Annotated in this window: 13 protein-coding genes and 1 pseudogene; 6 read left to right on the top strand and 8 right to left on the bottom strand. The window is 52.7% G+C overall.

Annotated features, from left to right (window positions below):
* Positions 1–324: 324 nt before the first annotated feature.
* On the bottom strand, positions 325–732 hold the full coding sequence (locus AC2FIO_RS22190) for a universal stress protein (protein ID WP_282121552.1): 408 nt from the start codon (positions 730–732) through the stop codon (positions 325–327).
* A 57-nt stretch (positions 733–789) separates the two neighbouring features.
* On the bottom strand, positions 790–1,167 hold the full coding sequence (locus AC2FIO_RS22195) for a phasin family protein (RefSeq protein WP_496700018.1): 378 nt from the start codon (positions 1,165–1,167) through the stop codon (positions 790–792).
* A 272-nt stretch (positions 1,168–1,439) separates the two neighbouring features.
* Here AC2FIO_RS22195 and AC2FIO_RS22200 point away from each other — a divergent pair, with 272 nt between their 5' ends.
* Positions 1,440–2,612 (top strand): cation:proton antiporter, encoded by a 1,173-nt coding sequence (locus tag AC2FIO_RS22200; RefSeq protein WP_496700020.1) that lies wholly within the window; start codon positions 1,440–1,442, stop codon positions 2,610–2,612.
* Here the strand turns inward: AC2FIO_RS22200 and AC2FIO_RS22205 are convergent, their stop codons facing one another.
* Positions 2,613–3,020 (bottom strand): c-type cytochrome, encoded by a 408-nt coding sequence (locus tag AC2FIO_RS22205; RefSeq protein ID WP_496700022.1) that lies wholly within the window; start codon positions 3,018–3,020, stop codon positions 2,613–2,615.
* Between the two features lie 746 nt (positions 3,021–3,766).
* On the opposite strand from AC2FIO_RS22205, the gene AC2FIO_RS22210 reads away from it, so the two are divergent.
* Complete coding sequence (locus tag AC2FIO_RS22210) at positions 3,767–4,987, top strand: APC family permease (RefSeq protein ID WP_496700024.1); 1,221 nt, start codon at positions 3,767–3,769, stop codon at positions 4,985–4,987.
* A 103-nt stretch (positions 4,988–5,090) separates the two neighbouring features.
* Positions 5,091–6,647: an MFS transporter gene (locus tag AC2FIO_RS22215; RefSeq protein WP_496700026.1), complete on the top strand. Its 1,557-nt coding sequence runs from the start codon at positions 5,091–5,093 to the stop codon at positions 6,645–6,647.
* Here AC2FIO_RS22215 and AC2FIO_RS22220 read toward each other — a convergent pair whose 3' ends face one another.
* Both AC2FIO_RS22220 and AC2FIO_RS22225 read right to left on the bottom strand, forming a co-directional pair.
* A complete protein-coding gene (locus AC2FIO_RS22220) occupies positions 6,648–8,240 on the bottom strand; it encodes a trypsin-like peptidase domain-containing protein (RefSeq protein WP_496700028.1) in 1,593 nt (530 codons plus the stop codon).
* A 220-nt stretch (positions 8,241–8,460) separates the two neighbouring features.
* Complete coding sequence (locus AC2FIO_RS22225) at positions 8,461–8,880, bottom strand: Hsp20/alpha crystallin family protein (RefSeq protein ID WP_496700030.1); 420 nt, start codon at positions 8,878–8,880, stop codon at positions 8,461–8,463.
* A gap of 363 nt (positions 8,881–9,243) precedes the next feature.
* Between AC2FIO_RS22225 and AC2FIO_RS22230 the strand changes: the two genes are divergently transcribed.
* Together AC2FIO_RS22230 and AC2FIO_RS22235 are read left to right on the top strand one after the other, a co-directional pair.
* The gene (locus AC2FIO_RS22230) at positions 9,244–10,548 is read left to right on the top strand and encodes a ferredoxin reductase family protein (RefSeq protein WP_058278570.1); all 1,305 of its coding nucleotides are present in this window, start codon (positions 9,244–9,246) and stop codon (positions 10,546–10,548) included.
* A 336-nt stretch (positions 10,549–10,884) separates the two neighbouring features.
* The gene (locus AC2FIO_RS22235; protein ID WP_282121558.1) at positions 10,885–11,448 is read left to right on the top strand and encodes a flavodoxin domain-containing protein; all 564 of its coding nucleotides are present in this window, start codon (positions 10,885–10,887) and stop codon (positions 11,446–11,448) included.
* 76 nt (positions 11,449–11,524) lie between these two features.
* Here the strand turns inward: AC2FIO_RS22235 and AC2FIO_RS22240 are convergent, their stop codons facing one another.
* Both AC2FIO_RS22240 and AC2FIO_RS22245 read right to left on the bottom strand, forming a co-directional pair.
* Positions 11,525–12,370: a universal stress protein gene (locus AC2FIO_RS22240; protein ID WP_496700033.1), complete on the bottom strand. Its 846-nt coding sequence runs from the start codon at positions 12,368–12,370 to the stop codon at positions 11,525–11,527.
* An 88-nt stretch (positions 12,371–12,458) separates the two neighbouring features.
* Positions 12,459–12,836, bottom strand: a complete 378-nt coding sequence (locus AC2FIO_RS22245) for a nuclear transport factor 2 family protein (protein WP_282121556.1) — start codon at positions 12,834–12,836, stop codon at positions 12,459–12,461.
* Positions 12,837–13,297: 461 nt separating this feature from the next.
* Here AC2FIO_RS22245 and AC2FIO_RS22250 point away from each other — a divergent pair.
* Positions 13,298–13,474, top strand: a pseudogene (locus AC2FIO_RS22250) (IS6 family transposase); the annotation flags it as partial.
* A 386-nt stretch (positions 13,475–13,860) separates the two neighbouring features.
* On the opposite strand, the gene AC2FIO_RS22255 reads toward AC2FIO_RS22250, so the two are convergent.
* Entirely contained in the window at positions 13,861–15,594 is a 1,734-nt protein-coding gene (locus tag AC2FIO_RS22255) for an arylsulfatase (protein WP_496700035.1), read from the bottom strand.
* Between the last annotated feature and the right edge of the window lie 714 nt (positions 15,595–16,308).

Genomic DNA, 16,308 nt, shown 5'->3' on the forward strand with positions numbered 1-16,308 from the left:
AAACGAAACGTGCCGCGCAGCAGCGAACGGCGGCTTAGCCCGCAACTCGGACGTTGGCTGCAACTTGCTGAAACGTCTACGTTGCGGACGAAGTGTGGATTCGCGGTACTTGCACCAATTGCAGTTTGATGTGCTTTGCTGACGTCAGAATGAGCGTGAAACGGATGTACAACATCACCGCAAGGCGGATGATTTCGAGACTGGTTTTAAAGTACTTGAAAGAGGCAGGTCTGCTAATGGCAAAAGACACGCAACCGCCCTGCAGCGCTCTACCCAAGTTCTTCTGACAAGACCCCATAGAGATCTCGCATCGCTAGCTTTGGATCACCGAATTACGTGAACCGAACACTTGGCATGATGCACGACTCTGTTCGCAGTGGAACCTAGAAATATGTCCTCGAATCCGGGCTTATGCGAAGCTAAGACGATGCAATCGGCGTCGCTCTGGTTTGCGAAGTCGACAATTGCCCTACCCGCATGTCCGGAGATGAGCTGTACCTTCGCGTCTGAAATTTCAGAGGCAGTCTTTTGTAGGTTCTCCAATATCTCATGCCGCGTATGTGCAAGCACTTCACTTGGAATCTGAGAACCCACATATGCCGGAATAGGTTCTTGGACGTGCACAACGGTGAAAACAGCGTCGGCATCAGCCAATTGGCGCGCAGCCTTAAACGACGCTTGAGTGTCATGTTCTTTGTCCAGAGCAACCGGGATCAGGATATTCTTGTACATTTGACCTCCTATCTACTGCGCAGATGATTTCAGTTTGGTATTTCGGCAGCAGGAAACCTACACAGGCTCAGACTTTGAAGATTTCCCCGCGCTCTTTGTAGCGGCTGCAACATCACCAACTGTTTTCTCAACAGCTTCAGCTTCTGTTTCTGCGACATAAGATGCACAACGGGACACAGTTTCGAACCATTCCTGCGCGTCAGCAACCAACCGCTCAGCTGAATGGCGCTGCCATTCCGCCATGCTCTGAAAGGCTTTCGATGGATCGGACGGGTTCGCGGACGACACATTGCGTGCAGCTTGTAGAGCCGTCCGGACCGCCTCATGACGCCGTTCGAACCAATGCTGTGCAAAGGCCTCTGTTTCTTCGAGAAATTTTTCCTGCGCGTCCCAAAATTGTTCGATCTGGGCTCCGAAGGCCGGATTGCCAGACATGGGTGGCTGCATTTGCTTAAAAACATCCAACAGTGAGGTCGGGCTGTTTGTGCTAGTTTTCTTTCTCGACATCGAAAGTTCCTCCTCATTTCCTGTATGTGTTACTGTGCCACCTGCGGCGCGCTTTCGCCTTAATACAGATCAATATCCCATATTTTGCGGATTTTCGGCCTAAGCTGCGACGGGACAATCGCATTCTCTCCGACAACGGTTCCTAAGTGGCAGAGTTGGAATTAGAGTAGTTTAGACAAGAACCTAACGCTTGGATTTCTATGCACATTGCCGGCTTTCTCATTAGCCTTGGTGTCCTCTTCCTTGCCGGATTGGCAGCCGATCAATTAGGCCGGGCCACGCATCTTCCTCGTGTTACTACCTTACTTTTCCTCGGTCTGATCGCCGGGAACGCCGGAATGGGTTTGATCCCACTCGACGTTGCAATGCGGTTCGACGAGATTTCCATTGTGGCTTTAACGATGGTCGCGTTTCTTCTTGGAGGTTCTTTAACCCGCGAGAACTTGGTTCGGCATGGCAGAGCCATTCTGACGATTTCGATTTCAATCGTGGTTGCAACCCTTGTTATTGTGTCTGCTGGATTGACCGCAATTGGCGTACCCTTCGGGTTGGCGTTGGTGCTGGCGGCAATTTCTACGGCTACTGCTCCGGCCGCCATGACAGACGTGATCAAACAATCTGGGGTGTCCAACAGCTTCACCGAGACATTAAAGGGCATAGTCGCAATTGATGACGCTTGGGGTCTGATCGCTTTCAGCGTCGCATTGGTTCTGGCCGGTCATTCGGACGGTTGGGCCACCATCACGACCACAGCGATGTGGGATTTCGGAGGGGCTATTTTGTTGGGTTCCGCGCTAGGCGTGCCATCCGCTTACCTCACCGGTCGCTTGAAGCCGGGAGAGCCAATGCAGGCAGAAGCAATGGGTATCGTCTTTCTGACAGCGGGCCTCGCGCTTTGGCTGGAGGTTTCATTCTTGGTAGCAGGCATGGTTGCGGGCGCAGTTATTGGGAATCTTGCCCGCCATCACGACCGTGCTTTTCATGAGATCGAGCACATTCAGTGGCCGTTCATGATTTTGTTCTTCCTACTGGCTGGCGCCACGCTGGATATTGAAGCCTTCGGCTTGATGGGCTGGGCTGGTGCTCTTTTCCTATTCTTGCGCGCCGTGGCCCGCCTTGTCGGAGGTTACTGCGGAGCGAGACTTGGCGGCCTGCCTCGCCGTCAGACCGGTTGGTTCGGCCCCGCTTTGTTACCACAGGCCGGTGTTGCGGTCGGAATGGCTCTTGTCGCCGGAGAGCAATTTCCGGATTGGGCCGCGTCGATCATGGCCTTTACCCTAGCCAGTACAGTTGCCTTCGAGGTGTTGGGGCCGCCGCTGACTCTCATGTCAATCAGACGAACGGCTGACACGGATGAACCAATTGGTCCATGACTATTCAGACTGGATCGATTCAAGAAAGGCGAGCAAATTCGCCAACGGCAAACCTACCATTATTCGTTGCCCATTGGGCAAAGCCACCGCGATTTGTTGGTCTGTCTCAAACACTGCGCCAAAGATTGGCATTTCGCCACCATGGGCGAGCAATTGTGAACGACCATCAATCTGTTCAGCTATACGATCTATCGGAAACACACCGTCGTTTTCGCCTGCCAATTTGGTGAGGTCAGGTGTTCGAATAGCCAGCATTTCCGCCATTGGCCCGTCTCCGGTCGCTTCGAAACCGTGACATTGCCAGCAATACGTCCGGTACAAATCACGCCCCTCATCGACGCTGACGTCCTGCGCCAGAACGGGTCCCGTGACGAACAGTGCCAGTAAAATTCCGCGAACAATCTGCATATGCTCCTCCAATTTACTGCCCCGGATGCAGATCTATTTAAACCGCATCCTTAAGAAACTTCTTTGACCTCGCTCATGTTGAACGCTTCAGCACAAAGATTGGTTTTTCGGTCGAATGGCGCTTGAGCACGCGCCAAGTCCAATCCCGGCGGCCTCCAACTACGCCACTTCGTCATTGACCTCACTCCCCCTTGCGCCCTGGCGGCACTCCTTCCAAAGCGTTCAAATGCCAACGAATTCGCCAGAGGTGATGCGACACGCGATGCAACCAGTCGAGCCCAAGGTTGGTAACAGGTTCCAGAGCATCAAGAATAGCTTTCTACCCTAAATCTCAAACCGCCTCACATGTTTGCTTTGCCTTTAAGTCCGAAGGCAAACGACAGTTGGTTGGGATTCAGCCTCGCAGACCGCCAACCGCGAGTTGATTGACATAGATCAAAGCACCAACAAGAATCACATAGTGAAATACGAATGTTTTAGCGTGTTCTACGTTCACCGGTCTGTCCCCAAGCAAACACAAAGGTGAACGGAATTCTTAAGGAGTGGAAGTTCCACCCAAGGGGGCTCGGCAGGAGTGGTGGCGAGCCCCCGTGTTACTTGATTGGCGCCCAATGCGCCCAGGCGTTGAGACACAAGGCATTCGATGCAGCTTTGACCATCGGATTAAGCCGCTGCGCCAATCGCGGACAAAAACGAGACGGACGCCTCTGACGACGTTCTGAATGGGCAGTTTGTGGAAATCGCTTATGAACTCTGTTGATCCAAACGAACAGAAACTCAGACGGGCCCTTACGACCCCGTTGCTCACGCTTTATGGCCTTGGAGTAACGGTCGGAGCGGGCATTTACGTTTTAGTCGGCGCAACAGCAGACATTGCCGGACCGTTTGCGGCGTTGTCGTTCGTTGTAGCCGCGCTCGTCGTATCACTCACCGCGCTTTCGTATGCAGAACTCACAACTCGATTTCCTGTCAGCGCAGGTGAAGCAGCCTATGTTGAGGCGGGATTTCGGAAAAACTGGATGGCGGTTTTCGTTGGGCTTGCGGTGGCAGCCTCGGGCGTTATCTCCGCTTCTGCCGTTGCAATTGGCGCAGCATCATACCTTCACGCTTTGACCGGTTTTGCGATCCCTATTTTGACTATCAGTGTTGTTTTGATCATGGGTCTAATCGCGCTTTGGGGGATCACTGAGTCTGTCTTTATTGCGGCTGTCATCACGATCATTGAGATCGCAGGTCTTCTCTTTGTGATTGGCTGGGGCATGTCGATCCAGGATCCGCAGGGATACGGGATCAGTTCGATGCTTCCGCCGCTGGAACTCGACGCGTGGAGAGGCATTTTCGCAGCATCACTTCTCGCTTTCTTTGCATTTGTTGGCTTCGAGGACATGGCTAATGTCGCGGAAGAGGTTAAAGACCCCGTGCGCACCATCCCAAAAGCGATTTTGCTAACGCTCGTTCTGGCGACCGTGTTGTATCTAGGAACCTCAATGACGGTTCTACTTGTTGTGCCGATCGATGTTCTTTCGACGTCCGCAGCACCCCTCGCGCTCGTGTTTTCAAACGCGCCCGAGGTCATCAAAAAGGGCTTTTCCGCAGTCGCGATTGTGGCGACAGTCAATGGAGTACTGATTCAGATGATTATGGCCTCGCGGGTGATCTACGGACTAGCTGACCGTGACCATTTGCCGAAGGTTCTGGCGATAGTCCCTAAATCAACGCAGACACCAGTAGTTGCTACTTTGCTGGTCGTCGCAATCATCGTTCTGCTGACCCAAACTATACCGATTGGTACCCTGGCAGAGCGCACGTCTCAGATCGTTCTGGGCGTCTTTGTGCTCGTCAACATTTCGCTGATCCAGCTGAAGATGCAGCCGGACGAGGCCGCCAAGCATTTCCGAGTTCCTATTGTGGTACCGATCCTTGGGGTGATCACCAGTGCATTGCTTTTCGGATCTGGATTTCTCTAACTAGACAAAACGACCCAAAGGCCTCAACGAACTGCCACGGCATATGACGACTGACCAAACTTCCATAGGATCAAAACTTTCAGCCTGGTGGCATAGAACGTTTGTGGATCTGGTTCAGCAGCTGCAATGGTCCTATCTGCCGCCATTGATGGTCTATTTTGCGGCCGGCGTGTCCGGCCTGACCTCGGTCGTCGGTGCTTTTTTCCTAAAAGACTACCTCGATTTATCCGCCTCTTTCGTTGCAGGGCTAGCATTTTGGGCTGGTATCCCGTGGATACTCAAAACGCCGCTTGGTCATGTCGTGGACCTGTTTTGGCGCTGGAAGTCCCTGCTGATCTTGTTCGGCGCGTCCTTGATCACGTTGTCTTTGCTCGCCATGTACGGGCTCGTGACCGCACCTGCGCTGATGTCCAGTTTCATGCCGCTGGAAGACTGGTATGTTGTTGCCTTGCTCTTGGCGCCTTCGGGCTATGCAATTCAGGACGTTGTTGCCGACGCCATGACGGTTGAGGCGGTGCCAAAGGTTGACCAGAGCGGCGCACCATTTTTGCCGGAAGAAACTCGTGCACAGCACACAACGATGCAGGCCTTGGGCAGAGTTTCGATCATTTCCGGGTTTGCGGCGGTTGCGGCTGTAAACATCTGGATATTCTCTGGAACCGAAGAACTGCAAGAATCCGAACGCCTTGCGCTTTATGGCCAAGTATATCTGATAGCTCTGACCATCCCGGTGTTGTCCGTTAGTGGAGTCGTTCTTCACAGCTTTATCCAGCGTCAGCTTATTAAGTGCGGCCACCCGCCACATACGCCGGATGAAGCCACCGAAGTCAAATGGTCCATATTGCTCGGCGGCCTTGCATTCGTTGTGCTCAGCATCGTGCTGGGAACCGCAGATTTCGAATTCGCGCAAGAGACCGTTTTTGCGGTTTCCCTGACGGTGATCCTTTACCTCATGTCGCGTCTGCTGAAGGAGTTGGAACCAGCCCAAGCCCAAGCCTTGATCGGGACAGCGACAGTCATTTTTGTATTTCGTGCCGTTCCTCTGCCGGGACCAGGCCTGACTTGGTTTGAAATCGATGAACTGGGGTTCGATGAGCAATTCCTGGCAATTCTGGCTTTGTTAACTTCGATGCTGGCCCTGCTCGGGTTAATCGTCCTTCGACCATTTATGGCCACCCGCTCGATTGCGCATGTGGTGGTGTTGCTAACGATTGCGGCGGGCGTTCTCGCCCTGCCTAACCTTGCCCTCTACTACGGTGTGCACGAATGGACGGCGGCGCATACCGGCGGAGTTGTCGACGCAAGGTTCATTGCCATTCTTGATACTGCTGTTGAGTCGCCGCTTGGACAGATCGCCATGGTCCCGATGTTGGCTTGGATCGCACGCAATGCCCCTGTTCAGTTGAAAGCGACCTTCTTCGCGGTGATGGCATCGTTCACAAACATGGCTTTGTCGGCCAGCAGCCTTAGCACCAAATACCTCAACCAAACATACGTCGTCACTCGCGCCGTCACAAATCCAGAGACCGGTGAAGTCACGTCTACCGCAGACTACAGCCAACTTGGGTACTTGCTGATCTCCGTGGCCGTGATCTCGATGATTGTTCCACTGGCCACAGTGTTCTTTGTTCAAAACTCGCGCTTCCGAACGAGCGAATGATCACTGGCTTTCGACCTCTCCTAGCAGAGCTCTGAGATGTGAGACCGGGACGCCGATGTTTGAACCGCCAAACTCGGGCAGGATCGCAGCATTTACGGCAACGACCTCGCCCCGCCGATTCAATGCTGGCCCTCCACTCCCACCGGCCGTGGTCTCGGCGTCATAAACTATAGCGCTCCCGCTTGTCCGCGCAACTATCCCCCGGCTTGCTAGCGGGTGTATCTTGCTTTGTGCTGAAAGCCGGGACGCTATCGACCAAAAATTCAACGTCCCTTCTGCTTCCAGTTCCTCTAAAAAGCCCGGACCAGCCTGCGCGATCAATGCCCTCAAACCCGTTGGATACCCCAACAGATAAAGCTCTTCACCTACGCGCGACGTGGCATCCGCCAACGGAATGCCGAGGTCGTGAACGCGGCTAGGCTCTACTGCCAAAATCGCCAAGTCTGCCGCTTCGCTGAACCGGACCAAACGCGCCTCTATTGGTTCCGTCTGATCAGGCAAATAAGCCAGCAGCCTCAACATTTCAGGCTTGAGACCAGCGTCGTTCAGCGCTTTTTCTCGACTCCCCGAGGTCCAGGGCAAAGCGACATGGCGGTTGGTGGCCATCAACGGCACCCCAGCAATCAAAAACGCGGTTCCGGTGAACTGAAATTCTGCAGGTTCGCCGGTCCCGTCCGGTTCGATCCAAGGCTGGCCAAACGGGGTTTTCAGGTTTTCTCCGTTCGGTCCCAAAACGTGCCGTAATATCTTCCCGCTTTCCACGTGGCGCAATCCATAAGCTCCCTGAAGGAAAGCTACAGATCGAGTGGAGGCAGCTATCACCCGCGTGGGTGCCCCCGCCCGTTGCTCCAAGGTTCCAAGACGCTGCTCAGTCGACAAAACCTGGTTCTCAAAAGCGTCACGCAACGAAGCCAAGTCATCAGGCGTAAGTGCATCTTCTCGCGTCTGAGCGAGCATAACCGCGACCGCTTCGATCTTGCGGGACTCCTGTCCGATACTATCCGCCAAGCGCCGGTCGTTTTGGTAAAGTAGGTAACCAAACCCCGCGATCACAAGAAGCGTTGCAAGTACTGTGATCCTGAAAAGTATCGTGGTCTGAGACGCAAGCCGCCGCCCACTATCGCGCAGGGCACCAGACATCTTTTTGGCGAAGGGTCGACGGCTCGTTCGGGTGTAAGCATATGCGTCACTGAGAATATCTTCGACTGTGTGGTGTGCGGGAAATGAGTGATCGCACAACCTGTATCGAGACATAGGGCCCTTTTCGCCGAACTCGATCATGTCGCCGTGCCTCAAAGACACTGATGAAGCATTTTGCCCGTTTACCCATACATTGCGCCCTGCTGACGCGGTTACTGTGTAACCTTCGTCAGCCCATTGTAGGGTGGCAATATCGTTATCATGGGGAGGCAGGTCATCCCTAGGACGAAGGCTTAGCACCCTTTCATCGTCAACTGAAACAGTTAGGGTTTTATCGACAAGCCAGTTCACGTTTCCGCGCGATGGACCTGTCAGGCTCTCCAGAAATGCCCGCACCTTACCTTCACCACCATTCCCGGAGGATGTAATGCTACTCGCTTCTGGATTTCGCATTATGACCCCCTTTCCAAACGCGTGAGGGCATTCTACCACGCTGCAACACCAAACCCATGGCTTGGTGCGAATGTACATAAAACGCATTTATACAAACACTTGCGATGTCCGCCCGGATTCAATCAAAAAACATCTATCAGGCCGCAGCTCAAAGAAGGCCGATCCATGATCGGCCCTCTGCTTTGGCATTTTCAAGCCCCGTATCGAGCCAACAGACCGTCTATTTCGACGATACCTTGATCTTACGGCTTGGATACTGAGGCTCAGTCTTCGGCATTTCGATATGTAGAACGCCTTTGTCGAATGTTGCGGAAATCTTGTCGATTTCCACAGTGTCTGGCAGCGACATGCCTCTGGAAAAACTGCCATAGCTTCTTTCGCTGACACGCAGATCGCCCGTTTCATCATGCGCAATCTTCTTCTGACCGCGTAGGATTAGCCTGCGATCCTTGATTTCAATTTCCACATCATCCTCTCCGAGCCCTGGCAATTCAGCCGTCAAGGCAATCGCAGAATCCGTTTCTTGGACATCGATTGCCGGTGAAATCGCACCTGTCATGTCAAGAGACGGAAAACCCGTGCGTTGCGCAGCCGTTTCCATTGGTAGGAAAGGTGGTCCTCCCCCGAAAAAACGCGACATCAGAGTTTCCATTTCACGCCGAAAGTTGTCGGAGAGCGGATGCGTTCCAGTGAAAAGTTGCGGGGACTTTTTGTCTTCTAGCATTTTTGAGCCTCCTCCTTTGGTCTGATTTCACGCGCGCAACATTATGACAGGAAAAGCGGTCAAGGACCTTGATCTTGCGCAAGCATGCAACCTCAGCATCAGCCAGACCGAACGCAGCGGCTGAACGAACAGAAACGGGAACCGTTGTCCAACAAACTTGCCACGTCGTGCTGGAGTTACCACCAACCTTAGTAGTCTTGATCGGAACCCCAGGTCAGCTTAGCGTTTATTCTAAATGAGCCCGAATTGCCCACCTTTAACACAGCGGAGCAAAACCGTATGAAATGGCCTTATCTGGCGTTGATTTACGTTTTGCTGATCTTGGCTCCCTTGGGTTTTTCTTGGTCTTTGGGATGGCCACCGCGATCATTTCATCAAGAGCTCGCGTCTGGGCTTGGGATGCTTGCGTTTTCAATAATCTTAGTCGAGTTCCTGCTGTCCGGGCGGTTCAGGTTCATCTCTTCCGGCTTAGGTATGGATGTGACCATGCGGGTGCATCAGTTGATGGCGCGTACAGCACTCGGCTTAACGCTGATACACCCGCTTCTGTATCAGGGTACGCCTTCTGGCGGACGCCGCCCGTGGGATGAAACAAACCAACTTACGATTTCAACTGACATTTCTGCGCTGTTATCGGGTATCGGCGCATATTTTTTACTGTTCATTCTGGTCGTCTCGGCAATTGCCCGCAAATCCCTTGATTACAAATACGAAACATGGCGCCTCTTACACGGGCTGGGAGCCTTGGTGATCGCATGCCTGCTTTTGCATCACACGGTCTATGCTGGGCGCTACGGTGGGCATCCGCTACTAACCTATCTCTGGCTTGCCCTAACCAGTATTGCAGTTGGAACTTTGCTGTATGTCTATCTCGTTCGCCCTTTACGTCAGAGGAAAAGACCGTGGCGCGTCACGTCTGTGTCTCGACTAACACCGAAGCAATGGGAGTTGCGCGTCGTGCCAGATGGTCACAACGGACTAAACTTCGAAGCAGGGCAATTTGCTTGGCTAAACGTCGGCAACAGTGTTTTTTCGCTGCATGAGAACCCATTCTCGATTAGTTCGGCACCAGCCGAAGGCCCCGAAGTTTCATTCGTGATAAAGGAACTTGGGGATTTCACATGCGGCCTCGGACAGATCGCTCCGCAAACCACGGCCTATCTGGATGCCCCGCACGGAAATCTGTCGATCAGCCACCGAACTGAGAAAGGCATTGTTCTGATCGCAGGTGGTGTCGGGATCGCGCCCATGTTGAGCATTGTGCGTCAGGTACGGTTGAGTGGAACACAGTACGATCTCAAGCTTATCTATGGCAACCGGGTGGAGGAGCAGATTGCTTTTCGCCAGGAGTTGTCCAAAGAAGAAACAGTATTTGTTCTATCCGAGCCGCCAGAGGATTGGTCCGGAGAGACAGGCTTGATCGACGGTCATCTGTTGGACCGCAATTTGTCTTCTGATCAATTTGAAAGCTGGCTTTTTGTTCTCTGCGGCCCCCCTGCCATGATGGACACCGTCGAAGATCATCTGATTGAGCGGGGCACCGCGTCACACCGGATTTTGTCTGAAAGGTTTGACTATGATTAGACTGCTCAGAAACCTGCCCGCACGCCAACAAGTGAAACTCGCAGTGTGGTTGATCAGTATTTCAATCTTCGTCGCTGTCTTGGCCTTTTGCTTAAGGTAGAAAGCTAGACCGCCAGGGGTTGGCTAGCTTCAAGGCTGCCGGCCGAAAAGGCAGGTTTTCTTGGAGATGGATGCCGTCACGAACTTCCTTAAAAACATGCTCCGCGTGGACAGCATGAGCATACCGCAACGATCCAGATATGCCCCTATGAAACGCCTTTGATAGAGATCAAGGGCAACGCACGTCACTTATTCATAATAAGCAATCTATTCAGACCGATTTTTGGGAGGATCGGAATGACCTTACTCATCGCCTTCACCACGGTCGAAGGCCAAACAGCAAAGATTGCGCGCTTCATCACCGATCTCGCGAAGAATGCCGGTTTCGACGCAAAGCTGATCAATACCGATGAAATGCACAGCCACGTTTCACTTGACGATGTGGTCAAGGTTATTCTCCTGGCCCCTGTCCACGAGCGTAAGCACCCCAAGTCATTCGAAGCATTTGTCGCTTCAAATAGAGATGCCTTAATGAAGCGAAAGTCCCTCGTGCTTTCCGTCGGTCTAAAAGCTGCTTTCGCGTCAGGTCGAGAAGAAGCACGCGACTATCTTGACGAAATGCTTCTTCGAACAGGTTTTGAACCAAATGCGACGGCTTTGATCGCAGGCGCGGTGAGGCCCGAAAACTACGGGTATTTTGAGAGGGAGATTCTTCAGCACGTCGTCTTGCTCGGTCGAAAAATCGATCCACGAGAAGGGGCAAGGGAGTTTACTGACTGGGATGAACTCACGTTAATTGTGATAGAGTTCCTTGGCGAAAACGGGCAGGCAAACACGCTTCAACCTCAAGCAAACTCTTAAAAAAGTCTCTCAATTATTTACCGATGAACTTTGATTGCTATGACTCCCAGAAAGTCACAGTTATCGGCTCACTTCATCAGTGTCCGAAAAGCACTGGGAAACTTGTCTGCTCCAACATTGCTTGCGTCGTGCCCCCAAAAACTGACTCTCGCAAATGGGAATGCCCATAAGCGCCCATAACAATGAGATCGGCCCCCGCTTCTCTTGCTCGTTCTTGAATGCAATGTGCAACTGAATTTCCCCCGCACTGGAACTGCGACACGGTCACGTTGCAACCGTGATGGCCGAGCCATTCAGCTAGGTCAGTTCCATGCACACTACCTTCTACGTCCTCAGGCGACGGCAAATCAAAACATCCAATTACAACTTCCTTGGCCGCCAGAAGAATGGGTAAAGCTAAATGCGTCGCCCTGGACGCAGGCAAGCTGTCATTCCATGCCAAAAAAACGCAGTCGCGTTGGGCAAACGGATCTCCATTTATCATCAGAGCAACCGGCGAATGAAACAATACTCCGCACGTGATCTTGTGAAATAAATCGGGGTCTTTTCGCAAATCAGCGTCTAGAAAAGCGATATCAGAGCATTTGGCTTGTTCTGCTACAAGTTTCTGTAACTCTGCTCCAAGTCCCATGAAGCCAGTTACATTTGCAGATACGCCCTGCCCAGCAAGAAGCGTTTCAACTTCAATGGCGCGAGACTTCAGGGCGGCATTTTTCGCGTGAAGAACGTCCAACCAGTTTGAGGGCAGACCCGCCTCAACGAACCTGTTTGATCCATACTTCAGGTAAGGCAGGTTAGGTAAGGCCGCGATCAATACGCAATTCAAGTGGTCGTTCTGGATATGGGCAGTTTCAGCGCATTCCAAAATCGACGCGTCGTCAGCATCAACTCCTACATAATATGCCACTGTTCTGTGTTGCATTCCCGACCTCCGCCCGGAATTTCACTTCGCCCGAAAGCCGTGCGCATTGATTGAACCAGCAAATAGCCGATGTTGTTATTCGCTCTTCTTACTTCGGCAACATGAAAAACTCTTCCAGCACAATCTTGCCTTCCGCGACCGAATACACCGCGATCTCGCGCAGGGTCATACGCTCACCCGTGGCCTTCTGAACGACTTCGGCTCTGAAGCGGACTCCAAAGCGGTTGGGTGGGTGGACGTAGGGGCCATCCACTTCTAGTTCTTGGATTTCATGCGATGCCAACCAATCCTCTCTTTTTCCCTTGATGGCTTCTCGCCCCTTTGAAACGCGGAATTGTCGAACCGGAGGCACGACTGCCTCTATCGACTGTGCGTTTTCGGCATACATTTCATCAACACTTGCAAGGCCCCTGCGCTCACGCATGGCCTGGACGAATGATCTTCCGATTTCAATCAACTCTTCCATGAGCCCCCCCTGAATTACCATTGACAGTACCACTTCTTGCCCGCGCCAATCTTGACAAGGATCAATAAGCATATCGATGGATACTGTGAGGCCGGTTCGAACAAGTCTCAGCTAGGCCAACAGAGATGTCGCTTGTAACGCGCCAAGTTCGCGCCACTCGGCAAGAGCGGCGGTGCCGTGACAACTTGAAGGTGTCTCGGCTGGGAAGGGATCGCCCCTAGTTGAAGTGGTTGTAAACGGAGGAATGGACGGAGGCGAATTTCTGCAAACTTCGCATAAGGGCTCACATCGCCAATTTCCGACGATTTGTGAATATCAGATTCAGAGCACTGGGTCGACTTTGTAAAGTCAGTAAACTGCGCATCGCCGTCATTCGGGCATCGCGCAGCACCGGTCAAAGTGAGGCTCGATGCGGCCATTCGGTAGAATTCAGTGAATGTCTGCTTTGCGGACAAAACAGCCGTTCGCGACATACGATGCAGCGGTTAAGGCGGATGCGAAGTTTGCAGAAGCTCGTCGCCGTTCACTCCTCCGTCTCCAATCACTTCAACTAGGAAAGATCGTTAGCCAGTCGAGACACCTTCAAGCTGACCCGCGCCGCCGCTCTTAGCGAGAGGCGTCAACTTTGTTCCGGATAAGTTCGCGATTTCCGCGGCAAACTGAGACTAGTTCGAATTAGTCTGACAGCACCTCTCATCCGATACAGTCTTCACGAAGTTGATTATCTCAGATTTCGTCGCACCGCCGTTCCAAGACTTCAGGGGGTCAGAGAAGGCTTGTGTGCTGGCGATTACCAGACAAGCGGATCCAAAGGCTGCTTTGATCAACCAGTGCTTTGACATGTAGATCACCTTTTAGAATCACAAGTTAAGGGGATTGCGGGCGCTGAGCGAAAGTCCGTGGCATTCGCCAATAGCATCCAAAAAAACTCACTCCAGCCTAGAGAAACTGTGAAGAAGCACTTACTCCGTTTCACATTTTCGATGTGTCGAGGCGCCGCATAACGACGCCCCGACCATTTGCGTCAGTTGCCGGTTGGCAGGCTCAAATTGAAGCCGTCCTTTTTCAACTGGTCACGCACCGTCGTGAAGCGGTGGTACTCGCTGAGCGTAATTGGGCCGGAGTAGGATTCGCTCTGCACCGGACGTGGGGGATAGTCGATGTAGGTTCTCACAACCCGCTCAACCTCGCCCATCAGTGTCGGCATCGTCCAAGTGTTCTCACGCCCGGTGGTCATGAAGATGTCGTAGCGCTCCATAGGGTCTTCCCAAAGGTTGAACACCTGCGGAACGGTAGCAACGTACATTTCGGCCCCACGCCATCCCAATTCGGCAGCAGGAGCTTCGGATCCGGCACGCGCACCGTTGTCGCCGCGCATGTTGAAGACGGCCTTCCATTCATTGACGCGCACCGCGCCTGGAGTGAGTTCATTCTCGGTAAAATACGCCCAGGTGTTGCGCTGTGGGTCGGCCTCTCCAAACAGGACCGGAGCCATATCAATGCTGTCAAAAATCGTCGGCTGCCCTTCCCGGTCTTCGGTCGGCAACGGAACGCCGGCGAGGTTGGCAAAGGTGGCCATCAGATCGGTGCCGCCGGTGATGTCGCTCGACTTCGTGTTCGGCTCGATCTTACCGGTCCACTTTGCGAAGAAAGGTACGCGGTATGCCCCTTCACGGTCAGTCCCTTTGGTGCCACGAAACGGTGTCATGCCGGCATCAGGATGCACATCCTGCCATGCGCCATTATCAACAGTGTAAATGATCAGGGTATTTTCCCCAATTCCGAGATCTTCCACCTTGTCGAGGATCTGACCGGTGTGGAAATCAAGCTCTACCACCTTGTCGCCATACTTGTTCTTTACCGCCGACTTGCCCACAAAATCAGGCGACGGCAGGTTAGGCTGGTGGTTCGCAGCCCAGTTGATAGACATGAAGAATGGCTGGTCCAGGCCAGCAAGACGCTCCAGTTCTGCCACCGCTTTTTCCGCACCAACCTTGTCCAGCGCGGCCAAATCAGCAGTCGTCATGTCTTCGATAGTCAGCACTTCCTTGGCAGGATCTCCGGCCACGCCTTCAAAAACGCCGGTGGTGTTCTCTTTGTAAAATGCTCTCTGATCATCGGACATCTGCACATTCCAGTCGTCCAGCGCATAGGTGTACGCATTCAGGTGATAGAGAAATGTGTTTTCCATCTTGTCGTAGCCATGGGCTGTCGGCATGGCATAATCTGCTTCCCCGAGGTGCCATTTTCCCATGAAGTAAGTGTTGTAATCAGCCTGCTTCAAAACAGACGCAATCGTCCATTCTGCCGCCGGTAGTCCACCACCCTGACCCTGAAAAGCAACCGTCGTCATGCCCGAGCGGTTCGGGAAACGCCCGGTCTGCATCGCGGCACGCCCCGGCGTGCAAGAGGATTGAGCGTAGAAATCTGTGAACATCATCCCTTGCTTGGCCATTTGATCAAGATTGGGCGTGTCCATGCCGCGCGCGGCGCCCCCATGATAGGCACCAAGGTCCCAATACCCAGTATCGTCAGAAACGATCATAATGATGTTGGGCTTGCTGCCATAGGTCGACAAAGACGTCGGATCGAAATCCTGAGCCGTCGCGGAGATCGCGAAAGTACAAAAGAAAGCAGCCAATGGCGTGGCAACTTGGTGAGGTTTAATCATGTTTATCTCCTTCTCCGGGTAAAAAGTATTAAAGTTTTGAAACTGCGCGTTTCTAAAGGTTTTGATACAGTGCAGAACTGAACACACTACGACCTATTCCGAATGGCCTCTTATACTTTTGGATACATCGGCCTCTCGGGGCGCCGTTTAATCACACCGAACAACTAGTCGATAGGACACTAAACTTTGGATGATCCTTGCGATCATCCTCAGTAATCTCTGTCGTCGTTTTTAGGTCTAAATCAACGTTTCACTTTTTTGAGTGATTTAACCCACGAATAGCGCTTGCTTTACTCGCATAAAAGTTTGACCGCCTCATGTTCAACGACGGTTGTCAGTGGAAAACGGCAGAGAACCAACAACTCACATGAAATTATTGCGATTCATCTATTTGTCAAAGTTTCGTCGTGTGAAAATCCGCCCCGGAAGTCTTCGTCCTGATAGATCAAAGGCCAATCATGCACTAACTTTCAATTTGGACCACTAAAATTGGGCGGCTCAGTTCGACCAACGCGCTAGAAGCGGCCGTAATCGCGAATTGGGTTGGGCGCACCCAGAGCAGGCCATCGCTTTAGACCGTGGGCAACTTTGCGTAGCCAAAATTTTGAGACCTTCCTATTTAATGTCCGGTTTGCACTGTTTGCGGTCCTCCGGTGAAAGCGGGCCAATGGCCGCAAAGTCCGCAGAGTGGTCGTTCGTACCAACTGCCGCGAATGACCGCTACGAGCCCAAAGCGGAATTGCTTTGCCACGAACATTGGCAGCTAAAGAAACGCAAGTAACTAAGTCCGCGGATATGAAG

This window comes from Ruegeria sp. CDSB086 (genome assembly GCF_059611065.1).